This is a genomic window from Dactylosporangium sp. CS-047395, from assembly GCF_050942185.1.
Classification (GTDB): domain Bacteria; phylum Actinomycetota; class Actinomycetes; order Mycobacteriales; family Micromonosporaceae; genus Dactylosporangium.
In genome coordinates, this window is record NZ_CP192015.1 from 3,014,608 (window position 1) to 3,026,005 (window position 11,398).

The window sequence follows — 11,398 nt, forward strand, 5'->3', positions numbered from 1 at the left end:
CTTTAGCGGCGCCACAAAGGCTTCAGCGACGGTACGGATGCAAATGACATCGATTCATGTAAGCATTTCAAGATAGAGGGTGATGATAGGGTTCGACGCCGTTGAAATTCGCGGACGTCATTGCGTCGGATCGGCCAGCCCGTTCCGGTACGCGTACACCACCGCCTGCACCCGGTCGCGCAGATCCAGCTTCGTCAGGATCCGCGACACGTACGTCTTGACGGTCTCGGCACTGATCACGAGCGTCGCCGCGATCTCGGCGTTGGACAGCCCGGTCGCGATCAGCCGCAGCACCTCCAGCTCCCGCGGCGCGAGCAGCTGCCCGGCCGCCGTCGCGGGGTCGGCGGGCCGGACCCGGGTGCCGAACCGCCCGATGAGCTGCCGGGTGACTGCCGGCGCGAGCAGCGCCTCCCCGGCCGCGACCGTGCGCACGCCCGCGATCAGCTGCTGCGGGGTGGCATCCTTGAGCAGGAACCCGCTGGCGCCGGCGCGCAGGGCCTGGAACACGTACTCGTCCAGGTTGAACGTGGTCACCACGAGCGTCTTGACCGGATCGGCGACCCCGGGCCCGGCGAGCTCGCGGGTGGCCTCGATTCCGTCCAGCACCGGCATCCGGATGTCCATCACGACCACGTCGGGCCGCAGCCTGCGCGCCAGGTCGACGGCCGCGCGGCCATCGCTCGCCTCCCCGACCACGTCGAGGTCGTCCTGCGCGTCGAGGATGGTGACGAAGCCGGTACGAACGAGCGCTTGATCGTCACAAACGAGCACCCGAATGCTCATGCGGTGTCTCCAGCCGGGATGCGGGCGGCCACGGTGAAGCCGCCGTCGGGGGAGCGGCCGGCGGTCAGCTCGCCACCCAGGATCTCGACGCGGTCGCGCAGCCCGTCCAGCCCCCGCCCGGACCCGCCGACCGCCCGCGCGGGAAGGTCGCCGGCCTCGTTCACGACCGTGATGCGCACCCCGTCGCGCTGGTGCGCGAGGTGGACGGTCGTCGCGCGCCCGGGCGCATACTTGAGCACATTGGTGAGCGCCTCCTGCACGACCCGGTACGCGGCCAGCTCCCGCCCGGACCCGAGCCCACCCGGCTGGCCCTCCTCAACGAGCTCGACCGGCTGCCCCGCGCCCCGCGCCTGCGCCACGAGATCGCCGAGCGCCGCGAGCGTCGGCAGCTCGCCCCGCGGCGCGATCCGGTCCGGGTCCAGCACCCCGAGCAGGTCCCGCAGCTCGCTCAAGGCCCGCCGCCCGGTGCCGCTGATCGCCTCCAGGTTCGAGCTCGCCTTCGCCGGCGCGAACTGGGCGGCATCCGCCTGCACCACCATCGCGGTAACGTGGTGGGTGATCACGTCGTGCAACTCCCGCGCGATCCGGGCCCGCTCCCCGGCCCGCGCCGCCGCGGCGGTGGCCCGGCGCCGCTCGTCCTCGGCGATCCGCCACTGCCGCAACCGCGCCCCGGCCGCCCACCCGAGCGCCACGAGCAGGAAGAACAACACGAAGTCCTGCGGTTGCGCACCCGACCCGGCGGCGTGCAGCCCCACCGCCAGCCCGACATACGCGGCGACGGTCGCCCCCGTCATCCACGCCCGGTGCCGCTCCTGGTGCGCCGCCGCACTCCAGAGGGCGACGAGCAGCCCGGCCCCGGCAAACGTCGGATAACCCCGCAGCTCTTGTACCGCGAAGCCGGCCACCGCCACCGCCAGCACCCCCGCCGGCCACTTCCGCCGCCACGCCAACGGCAACGTCTGCGCCAGGGCAGCGGCCACAGCAAGCACGTCGATGGGCCGGTGCGGCAGCTCGCCGAGCCGCGTCCCGTACGGCGGCAGCGGCGGCAGAAACGCCAGCACCGCCAGCAGGACCCCGAACGCCCCGTCGCGCACCACGACACTGCGCTCGCGCCACCAGACCAGGGCGCCACGGCTCGGGGCGGCCAGACGCAACACGCCCGCAGCGTAGCGACCGTCCGCCATCGTCGTTCGCCTGTCCTTCCACCTGTCGTGCCTCTTCTGACGCACTGCTGCGGCTCTGGCGCGACCGGAATGTATTAGCGTGGTCCCGCAGACGACTTTGGTTACCGTTCGGTGGTTCAGACCGTAGATTCAGGAGCCGGGTTCGTCGTGGTCATCATTCGGTGGTCCAGGAGGAGCATTTGGAAAGAAGGAGGATTTCTTGTTTTAGGGGAAGCCCACTAGCTCAACCCCGGCCTCCACGGCGAACGATTTGCCCGGTCCGGTATGCGTGGCGCAGGAACAATGCCGCCACCGCCACGCCCGCGACGATTGCCAGCACGCTTCCCTCCGGCCCGAACGAGCCCCCGCTGATCAGCTCCGAGCCCGGGGCTGAGCCACGCAGCAGGCCGTGGGTGCCCGTGGTGCCCGAGACCACCGTGCCGAAGAGGCCTGACTCGGCGAAGTTCCAGCCCAGGTGCAGCCCGATCGGGACCCACAGTGAGCGGGTCGCCGTGTACGCCGCGCCCAGCATCAGGCCCGCCTCCGCCGCGATGGCCAGGGCGCCCCACGCCGTTGCGCCGGGGTTCAGCAGGTGCAGGGCGCCGAACAGAACGCCCGACACGGCCAGCGCCGCCCAGGTGCCCAGCCACTCCTCGACCAGGCGGAACAGGGCGCCGCGGAACAGCAGCTCCTCGGCCACCGCGGCGCCGATCATCGTGCCCAGGGTGGCGAGCATGGCCCAGAAGGAGCCCCAGCCCTCCACGCGGTAGCCGCCGAAGAGCGCGATCAGTCCGATCGTCACCGTGAACAGGGCGATGCCGGCGGCCGTCCAGCGGAGGACCTGCGGGGCCAGGGTGGACCAGGCCGCCTCGGTGACCGGGCGCTTCTCCAAGGTGGAGACGAGCCGGCGGTACATGAAAAGGGCTCCAATCGCGGTCGAGGCTCCGCAGATCAGGGCCAAGGCGAAGTTGCCCGACGCCGCCTGGTTGAGCGCGGCCGAGGCCACGAGCACCACCGCGAACACCGCGATCATCACGAGCAGGCGCAGGCCGATCCGCCGCGCCGGTACCGTCCGGGTCTCGGTCATCGTTGTCTCCTTCGGAAGATGACATCGATGACGCTAGGTGGAGCGGGCGGGGCCGGGCGTCACCGTGCGGTGGGCACCCTCGTGTAGCTCGTTCGGGGGACAAGCGCAGGTTACGGGTTTGCCGAACTTTCACTCCGGAGAGGGATCGACAGTTCGCTCTCTGTATAACTTGCGGGCGAATCGTCGTTTCACGGACTAGTTGTGAGCAGCCTCCCAGCACACGATGGCACTGTGGAGCTGTCTGTGCTCTCGTCGACCGACGGCGAGCGGTGCCTGTTCGAGCTGACCGGGGTGGCCGATTACGCGACCGCGCCGTACCTGCGCCAGCTTGTGTTCGCACAGCTCGACGCCGGGCGGCGCGAGATCGTGCTGGAGGCTGGGCGGCTGCGGCTGATCGACGCCGCGGCCATCCGGGTGCTGCTGTATGTGCGCCGCCGCGCCGAGCAGCACGGTGCCTGTGTGCGCCTGGCCGGGACGAACGGGACCGTCCTGGCCGCGCTGGAGATCGTCGGGGCGGCCAAGCGGTTACGCGCCTACGACGAGCTTGACTGGCCGGTCGACGAGCGACAACGCGAGCCGATCATCCTCAGCGAGCTGCCGCCGCCGCCCGGGCAGTTCCCGGCCGAGGTGATCGAGCTGGTGCGCCGGTTCCGGGAGCTGGACCCGTCCGACCCGCAGCGGCTGCGGGCCCGCAACGCCGTCGTCGAGGCCTGCCTGCCCGCGGCGCGGCGGATGGCCCGCCGTTACGGGCCGCCGGACGCGCGCGGCGACCTGATGCAGGTGGCCGCGCTCGGGCTGGTCAAGGCGGTGGACGGCTTCGACCCCGAGCACGGCGTCGACTTCGGGGCCTACGCGACCCCGACGATCATCGGGGAGCTCAAGCGGTACTTCCGCGACCGTACCTCGGGCGTGCGCGTCCCCCGCCGCCTGCAGGACCTGCGCATCCGGCTGCAACGGGCGCGCGACGAGCTCACCCAGCAGCTGCGCCGCCCGCCGGTGATCGCCGAGCTGGCGGCCTATCTGGGCGTGGCGGAGCGGGAGGTCGCCGAGCTGATCGTGGCGGCCCGGATGCTGCGCCCGCTGTCGCTGGAGGCGCCGACCCACACGGGTTCGGAGCCGGAGGTGACGGTGGCCGAGACCGTCGGCGTCGACGAGCCCGAGTACGACCTGGTCGAGCACCAGGAGGCGCTGCGCCGCCTGATCGCCCGGCTGCCGGAGCGGGAGCAGCGCATCCTGGCACTGCGCTTCTACGGCAACCACACCCAGTCGGAGATCGCCGCCGCCGTCGGGCTGTCCCAGATGCACGTGTCCCGCCTGCTCGCCCACGCCCTGGACTTCCTGCGACGCCATCTGAACGCCTGATCGGAGCCGTTGGTACCGTTTTCGGTCATGGCCGACGGTGCACCCATCATGCTGTACAACTCGCTCACCCGGCAGGCGGAGCCGCTGCGCCCGCTCGTCGCCGGCGAGGTCGGCATCTACACGTGCGGTCCCACCGTGTACTCCTACGCGCACCTGGGCAACATGCGCCCGTACGTCTTCAGCGACACCCTGCGCCGGGTGCTGGAGTGGAAGGGCCTGCGCGTCCGCCAGGTCGTCAACATCACCGACGTCGGCCACACGGTCGGCGAGAGCGACCTGGGCGAGGACAAGGTCGAGGCGGCCGCCAAGCGCGAGCTCAAGTCGGTGCGGGAGGTCACCGCCCACTACACCGAGGCCTACCTGCGCGACATCGCGAGGCTGAACGTCCGGACCCCGTCCGACCTGCCCCGGGCCTCCGACTATGTACCGCAGATGATCGACTTCGCCCGCAAGCTCGATGCGGACGGTTTCACGTATCAACTCGACAGCGGCCTCTACTTCGACACCGCCCGCTCGCCCGGCTACGGCACCCTGGCCCAGATCTCGATGGAGGGCCAGCGCGAGGGGGCGCGGCTGGAGACCGTACCCGGGAAGCGCAACAAGGCCGACTTCGCCGTCTGGCGCACCGAGGCCCCCGGCCAGCGCCGGGTCATGCGCTGGGAATCCCCGTGGGGCCCCGGCGTGCCCGGCTGGCACCTGGAGTGCTCGGTGATGAGCATGGACCTGCTCGGCGAGCACTTCGACATCCACACCGGCGGCGTCGACCACCGCGAGATCCACCACGTGAACGAGATCGCGCAGAGCGAGGCGTACCTCGGCGCCGGCCGCCCCTGGGTCCCGCTGTGGCTGCACAACGAGTTCGTCCTGCTGCGCAACCGCAAGGTCGCCAAGTCCGAGGGCGGCGCCCCGCTCCTGCAGGATCTGGTGGACGACGGCCTGCACCCGCTGGCCTACCGCTACTTCCTGCTCACGGCCACCTATCGCAGCCAGCTCGAGCTGACCGACGCCGCCGTGCGGGCCGCCTCATCGGCCCTGCGCCGGCTGCTGGGCCGCGCTCAGCCCCTGCGCCCGCTGCCCGCCATCCCGACCCTGACCGCCGCCCTCGACGCGATGACCACCGAAGCCGGCCGCGCCGCCCTGCACCGCCTGGACGAGGCGCTGTCCGACGACCTCAACACCCCGCGCGCGCTGGCCGACCTGACCACCGCGCTGCGCGCCGAAGAACTTCCAGAAGGCGATGCGACGGTACTACTGGCGGCGGCCGAAACCGTCCTCGGCCTGAGCTTGGACACGCTCGACCCGGCCGAGCTGGACGGCCGCACCGAGGTGTCCACGGTGGACGAGGAGCTGCGCGACCTGCTCGCCCAGCGCGAGGACGCCCGAAAGCGCCGCGCCTGGGCCGAGTCCGACCGCATCCGCGACGAGATCGCCGCCGCCGGCTGGCGCGTGGTCGACACCGCCGACGGACCGGTGCTGGAGGCCGTCCGCCAGCGGCTCGACGACGAGGAGTAGGCCCCTTTTGCGTGACGGTGGCGACCACGTGGTCGCCACCGCCGACGGACCGGTGCTGGAGGCGGTCCGCCAGCGGCCCGGCGACGAGTTGGCCGGCGAGGAGTGGGGCCGGGGCGCGTTCAACGCCGACGACATCGCCCGCGCCGCCGTGGTCTGCACCCGGCACTGGGCCGGTGTTAAAGGCCGTCCGGCAGCGGCTCGGCGACGAGTAGGCCTTCTTGCGTGACGGTGGCGACCAGTTCGCCGGTGCCGTCGTACACGTGGGCGGTGCCGAGCGCGCGGCCGTGGGAGGCGACCGGCGAGTGCTGGTCGAACAGGAACCACTCGTCGGCGCGCGAGATGTGGTGGAACCACAGGGCGTGGTCCAGCGACACCGTGTCCCACGCGTGGCTGTGGTCGCGTTCGCGGCCGAGGCGGAGACCGTGCGGTACCAGAGCGGCCGACAGCAGGGTCAGGTCGCTGGCGTAACAGAGGACCGCCGCGTGCACGACGGGATCGTCGGGCAGGGCGCCCGCCGCGCGCATCCAGACCAGGCCGCGTGACGGCGGGCCCGCGGGGGTCGGGGCCACGCGGAGCTCCACGGCGTCGAAGCCGGTCCACAGGCCCGTCAGGCCGCCCTCGTCGGCGATGGTCTCGTGCAGGGTCGGGGCGTCCTCCGGCTTGCCCGCGTCCGGTGGCGGGGTCTGGTGCGTGACACCGCTCGACGGGGCGCCGAATGCGGCCGTCAGCCGGACCACTTCGCGGCCGTGCTGGGTGATCGCGACCGAGCGGGTCGAGCGGGTGCGGCCGTCGCGGACGTGCTCGACCGCGAACCGGTTCGGCGCCGGGGGCAGGCCGGGGCGCAGGAACGTGGCGTGCAGCGACTGCGGGACCTGCGCCGCCGGCACCGTGCGGGCGGCGGCGACCAGGGCCTGGGCGGCGAGCTGGCCGCCGAAGACGCGGGGCAGGTCCAGGGCGGCGTTGCTACCCTCGAATGTGGACGGTGCGACCTGCCGGAGGTTCAAAACTTCCAGCAGGTCCGGTACGTCATGCTGTCCCACGGCGCGGCGGACGCGGGAAGAAGCCGCTGGTGCGGGCCACGTACTCGGCGTACTCCGGGCCCCGTTTGCGGCTCATCCGCCGCTCCAGCAGGGCCTTGCCGCTTTTGTTCACCAGCATGTGGGTCATCAGCGCGGGGCCGACGATGCTCAGCAGGCCGACCCAGTGCGAGCAGGCGAGCAGGAACAGCCCGGTCCACACGACGGAGTCGCCGAAGTAGTTGGGGTGCCGGGTCCAGGCCCACAGGCCGCGGTCCATCAGCCGGCCGGTGTTGGCCGGGTCGCGCCTGAAGCTCGCCAGCTGCGCGTCGCCGACCGCCTCGAACGCGAAGCCGATCGCCCAGACCGCGACGCCGGCCCACAGCAGCACCGGGATCGGCTCGGCGACGTACATGGCCACCTGGACCGGGAGCGAGACGACCCACATGATGGCGCCCTGCGGCCAGTGATGGTCCGGATGACGTACGGCACCAGCTTCCCCTGATTGTGCCGGAGCAGGGCCGCGTACCGCGGGTCCTCGCCCTTGCCCCGGTTGCGCGCGTAGATGTAGGCGCCGAGCCGCACGCCCCACACCGCTGTCAACGCCAGGGTCACCCACCGCTGCCGCCCGTCGCCGTGGCCGGCCGAGAGGAAGAACGACACGGCGGCGACGACGACGAAGCCGAGTCCCCACACCGTGTCCACGATGGACTGCTCACCCCGGCGCAGCGCGTACGCCATCGTCAAGGCCATCACGACGAGGACCGCCGCCGCCGAGAGCAGCAGATTGAGGCCGAGCGCGGTCCAGTTCACGGCAGCGTCTCCTCGGCGAAGTCGGCGAAGGCGTCCTGGGCGGTGCGGTACTCGTGCGGCTTCCCCGAGCGGCTGGCGTCCAGCAATCCGGTGAGTCCGGCCGCGTCCAACGTGGACGGAACCTGGACGGTGCCCCACTCCACGGAGCTGGTCGCGCGCAGCGAGCCGTTCGCGGCCACGATCACCTCGCCGTTGAGCGTGCCGGCCGGGTCGACGAGCGCGGCGACCACCGGCGCCACCGACGCGGCCGTCATCGCGTCGCGGAACCGCTCGGCCATCCCGGCGTCCGTCATCTGCGTCGTGGCGTAGGGCAGCAGCACGTTCGTGTACACCCCGCGCGGCGCCCCTTCGACGGCGATCGTGCGGCCCAGCGCGATGACCGCGCCCTTGCTGGCCGCGTAGGCCGCGACGGTCGGCTCCCCGTGCAGCCCGGCGGTGCTCGCCACGAGCACGATCCGCCCGCCGCCCGCGCCCCGCATGTGCCGGGCGGCCGCGGCGGCGACCCCGGCGGTGCCGAGCACGTTCACGCCCTGCACGGCGGCGAAGGCGTCCAGCGTCGTCTTGTGGAACATCGCCGGCCCGGAGATCGCGGCACTGGTGACACAGAAGTCGAGGCGGCCGTACACCGAAAGGGCCGTCTTCACGAGATTGTCGCCGGCATCCGGTTCGGTCACGTCGGTGTAGTCGGCGACGGCCCGCCCGCCGGCCGCGGTGATCTCGGCGACCACGGATCCCGCCGAGTCGACCTCGCGGTTGCGGTTGTTCACCACCACGGCCGCGCCCAGCGAGGCGAGGTGCAGGGCGAACGCGCGGCCGAGCCCTTTGCCGCCGCCGGTCACGATGCCGGCGAGGCCGTCGAGGCGGTTCACGCGTCGACCCGCTCGACGAGCACGGCCACGCCGAGCGCGGCGAGGTGCAGGGCGAACGCGCGGCCGAGCCCTTTGCCGCCGCCGGTCACGATGCCGGCGAGGCCGTCGAGGCGGTTCACGCGCTGACCCGCTCGACGAGTACGGCCGCGCCGAGCGTGGCGAGGTGCGGGGCGAACGCGCGGCCGAGTCCCTTGCCGCCGCCGGTCACGATGCCGGCGAGGCCGTCCAGGCGGCTCACGCGCCGACCCGCTCGACGAGCACGGCCACGCCGAGGCCGGCCGCGCCCGACACCGCGGCGACGCCGTAGCGGCCGCCGCGGGCCCGCAGCTCCTCGACGCACTGGCCGAGCAGGATCGCGCCGGTCGCGCCGAACGCGTGCCCCATCGCGATCGTGCCGCCGTTGGGGTTCATCCGTTCGGGGCCGGCGTCTAGGTCGCGGCGGAACTTCAGGCACAGCGCCGAGAACGCCTCCGCGAACTCGAACACGTCGATGTCGGCCGGGGTGAGGCCGGCCTTGGCGATGACCTTCTCCACGGCCTGCTGCCCGGCGGTCAGCATGATGACCGGGTCGGTACTGCACGTCGCCGCGCCCACCACCCGCGCGAGCGGCTGGAGACCGGCCGCTTCGGCCGAGGCTCCGGTCCCGAGCAGCACCAGGGCGGCGGCGTCGGCGATGGCGGGGGAGGTGCCGACCGTGTGCCGGTGCTCGATCGTCCCGGCCTCGGGGTGGGCGGCCAGCGCGATGGCGTCCTGCCCGGCGGCGCCCAGCTCGGCGAAGGCCGGCGGCAGTGCGGCCAGGGACTCGAGGGTGGTGCCGGGCCGCACCAGCTCGTCGCGGGCGAACCCGTCGACGTCCACGACCGCCCGCGCGTAGAAGCCGGCGTCCCAGGCGCGGGCGGCCTTGGTCTGGGTCTCCAGGCCGTACCCGTCGAGGGCGTCGCGGGGAATGCCGTCCAGCGTTGCGTTGAGGTCGGCCGCGATGCCCATGTGGATCGAGCCGACCCGGCGGATGGTGTCGGGGTCGCTCCACAGCGGGCCCTCGTCGGAGAACATCGGCACCCGGGAGACGCTCTCCACCCCGCCGGCCACGGCCAGGTCGAGGTCCTCGGCGCGGACCCGGGCGGCGGTCTGGGCGACCGCGTCGATGCCGGACGCGCAGAACCGGTTGAGGCTGACCCCCGGCACGTGCTCGCCCCAGCCGGCCAGCAGCGCGGCGGTGCGGGGGAGGTTCGCGCCCTGCTCGCCGTTCTGGGAGGCGAGGCCGAGGGTCACGTCGTCGATGCGGGCCGGGTCGAGCCCGGTGCGCTCGACGAGCGCGCGCTGGAGGCGCACGACGAGCTCGGTCGGGCTCAGGTGGTGCAGGGAGCCCTTGGCCGAGCCCTTGCCGCGCGCCGTCCGCAGGTACTCCAAGACGTACACGTCGCGTGTGGTCACTCTGTTAGGTGTAGTCTCAATGTGCACTATTGGCAAGAGATGACCTAGGTCAGGGCGGCCAGGCGTTGACGAGCGACTCTGCTTGTTATAGTAAGGAAGCTCGAATTGGAGGTGGCTCATGGCCACGAGCAGCAGCTGGGTCGCCGGAGGCTTCCAGACCGACTTCGCCCGCAACTGGGCCCGCGCCGGTCACGGCTTCGCCGAGCTCTTCCAAGCGGTGACGACCGGGACCCTCGACGCGTCCGGCATCAATCCGGGCGACATCGGGGTGATCCACGTCGGCAACGCCTTCGGGCAGCTCTTCACCGGCCAGGGCCAGCTCGGCGGCATGCCCGCCACCGTCGACGAGCGGCTCTGGGGCGTCCCCGCCACCCGCCACGAGGCCGCCTGCGCCTCCGGTGGCACCGCGATCCTCGCCGCCATGGCCGACCTCGAGTCCGGCCGCTACGACGTCGCCCTCGTCCTCGGGGCCGAGCTCGAGCGCACCGTCCCGGGCGACCAGGCCGCCGGGCACCTCGGCGCCGCCGCCTGGATCGGCCACGAGGGGCAGCAGGCCAAGTTCATGTGGCCGTACATGTTCAGCGCGCTGGCCGACGAGTACGACAAGCGGTACGGGATCGACGACGCCCACCTGCGCGCGATCGGCCGCCTCAACTTCGACAACGCCCGGGTCAACCCCAACGCCCAGACCCGCAACTGGACGTTCACCGACGCCAGCTTCACCGACGACGACGCGGCCAACCCGCCGGTCGAGGGGCGGCTGCGGCGCAACGACTGCAGCCAGGTCACCGACGGCGCGGCCGGGGTCGTGCTCGTCTCCGACCGGTACCTCGCCGCCCACCCCGACCTCGCCCGCCGCTCGCTCAGCCGCATCCTCGGCTGGGGCCACGCCACCGTCGGGCTGTCGCTGGAGCAGAAGCTGCGGCACAGCGCCGACCAGCCGTACGTGCTGCCGCACGTGCGCAAGGCGGTGCTCGACGCGTTCGGGCGGGCCGGGATCGGCGGCGTCGCGGACGTCGACGGCATCGAGACGCACGACTGCTTCACGATGTCGCAGTACGCGGCGATCGACCACTTCGGCATCACCGCGCCCGGCGAGAGCTGGAAGGCGGTCGAGTCCGGCGAGCTCGCCATCGGCGGCCGGATCCCGATGAACCCCAGCGGCGGCCTGATCGGCGGCGGCCACCCCGTCGGCGCGACCGGCGTGCGGATGCTCGTCGACGCCCACCGGCAGGTGACCGGCCAGGCCGGCCCCTACCAGGTGCCCGGCGCGCGTACCTTCGCCACCCTCAACATCGGCGGCAGCACCACCACGACGGTCAGCCTCGTGGTCGGCGCGGCCAGTTAGAAGGACGACTC

At 72.5% G+C, this 11,398-nt stretch carries 12 protein-coding genes and 1 pseudogene; 3 read left to right on the top strand and 10 right to left on the bottom strand.

The features are described from left to right. Positions 1 to 117: 117 nt before the first annotated feature. The 3 genes from ACQP00_RS14085 to ACQP00_RS14095 form a co-directional block, all read right to left on the bottom strand. Positions 118 to 783: a response regulator gene (locus tag ACQP00_RS14085; RefSeq protein ID WP_433219030.1), complete on the bottom strand. Its 666-nt coding sequence runs from the start codon at positions 781 to 783 to the stop codon at positions 118 to 120. Beyond that, entirely contained in the window at positions 780 to 1,940 is a 1,161-nt protein-coding gene (locus ACQP00_RS14090) for a sensor histidine kinase (RefSeq protein ID WP_433219032.1), read from the bottom strand. The genes ACQP00_RS14085 and ACQP00_RS14090 overlap by 4 nt, the downstream gene beginning before the upstream one ends. Before the next feature lie 250 nt (positions 1,941 to 2,190). Next, positions 2,191 to 2,994: a lysostaphin resistance A-like protein gene (locus tag ACQP00_RS14095; RefSeq protein ID WP_433223852.1), complete on the bottom strand. Its 804-nt coding sequence runs from the start codon at positions 2,992 to 2,994 to the stop codon at positions 2,191 to 2,193. A 270-nt stretch (positions 2,995 to 3,264) separates the two neighbouring features. Between ACQP00_RS14095 and ACQP00_RS14100 the strand changes: the two genes are divergently transcribed. Then, the gene (locus ACQP00_RS14100) at positions 3,265 to 4,395 is read left to right on the top strand and encodes a SigB/SigF/SigG family RNA polymerase sigma factor (RefSeq protein ID WP_433219034.1); all 1,131 of its coding nucleotides are present in this window, start codon (positions 3,265 to 3,267) and stop codon (positions 4,393 to 4,395) included. Between the two features lie 27 nt (positions 4,396 to 4,422). Continuing rightward, positions 4,423 to 5,907 carry a cysteine--tRNA ligase gene (cysS, locus tag ACQP00_RS14105; RefSeq protein WP_433219036.1) on the top strand — a complete coding sequence of 495 codons (1,485 nt, stop codon included), beginning with the start codon at positions 4,423 to 4,425 and terminating at the stop codon, positions 5,905 to 5,907. 176 nt (positions 5,908 to 6,083) lie between these two features. On the opposite strand, the gene ACQP00_RS14110 is transcribed toward cysS, so the two are convergent. The 7 genes and pseudogenes from ACQP00_RS14110 to ACQP00_RS14140 all read right to left on the bottom strand — a co-directional run bounded on the left by ACQP00_RS14110 (position 6,084) and on the right by ACQP00_RS14140 (position 10,039). Next, entirely contained in the window at positions 6,084 to 6,947 is an 864-nt protein-coding gene (locus ACQP00_RS14110) for an acyl-CoA thioesterase (protein WP_433219038.1), read from the bottom strand. After that, complete coding sequence (locus ACQP00_RS14115) at positions 6,934 to 7,371, bottom strand: DUF1295 domain-containing protein (RefSeq protein ID WP_433219040.1); 438 nt, start codon at positions 7,369 to 7,371, stop codon at positions 6,934 to 6,936. Before ACQP00_RS14115 ends, ACQP00_RS14110 begins: the two co-directional genes overlap by 14 nt. Positions 7,372 to 7,478: 107 nt before the next feature. After that, positions 7,479 to 7,676, bottom strand: a pseudogene (locus tag ACQP00_RS14120) (DUF1295 domain-containing protein); the annotation flags it as partial. 56 nt (positions 7,677 to 7,732) lie between these two features. After that, entirely contained in the window at positions 7,733 to 8,605 is an 873-nt protein-coding gene (locus ACQP00_RS14125) for an SDR family NAD(P)-dependent oxidoreductase (RefSeq protein WP_433219042.1), read from the bottom strand. Then, positions 8,602 to 8,724, bottom strand: coding sequence for a hypothetical protein (locus ACQP00_RS14130; RefSeq protein ID WP_433219044.1), 123 nt, complete (start codon positions 8,722 to 8,724; stop codon positions 8,602 to 8,604). The genes ACQP00_RS14125 and ACQP00_RS14130 overlap by 4 nt, the downstream gene beginning before the upstream one ends. Continuing rightward, the gene (locus ACQP00_RS14135; RefSeq protein WP_433219046.1) at positions 8,721 to 8,843 is read right to left on the bottom strand and encodes a hypothetical protein; all 123 of its coding nucleotides are present in this window, start codon (positions 8,841 to 8,843) and stop codon (positions 8,721 to 8,723) included. The genes ACQP00_RS14130 and ACQP00_RS14135 overlap by 4 nt, the downstream gene beginning before the upstream one ends. Further along, a complete protein-coding gene (locus ACQP00_RS14140) occupies positions 8,840 to 10,039 on the bottom strand; it encodes an acetyl-CoA C-acyltransferase (protein ID WP_433219048.1) in 1,200 nt (399 codons plus the stop codon). Before ACQP00_RS14140 ends, ACQP00_RS14135 begins: the two co-directional genes overlap by 4 nt. 118 nt (positions 10,040 to 10,157) lie before the next feature. On the opposite strand from ACQP00_RS14140, the gene ACQP00_RS14145 reads away from it, so the two are divergent. After that, positions 10,158 to 11,387, top strand: a complete 1,230-nt coding sequence (locus ACQP00_RS14145) for an acetyl-CoA acetyltransferase (RefSeq protein WP_433219050.1) — start codon at positions 10,158 to 10,160, stop codon at positions 11,385 to 11,387. Positions 11,388 to 11,398: the final 11 nt, after the last annotated feature.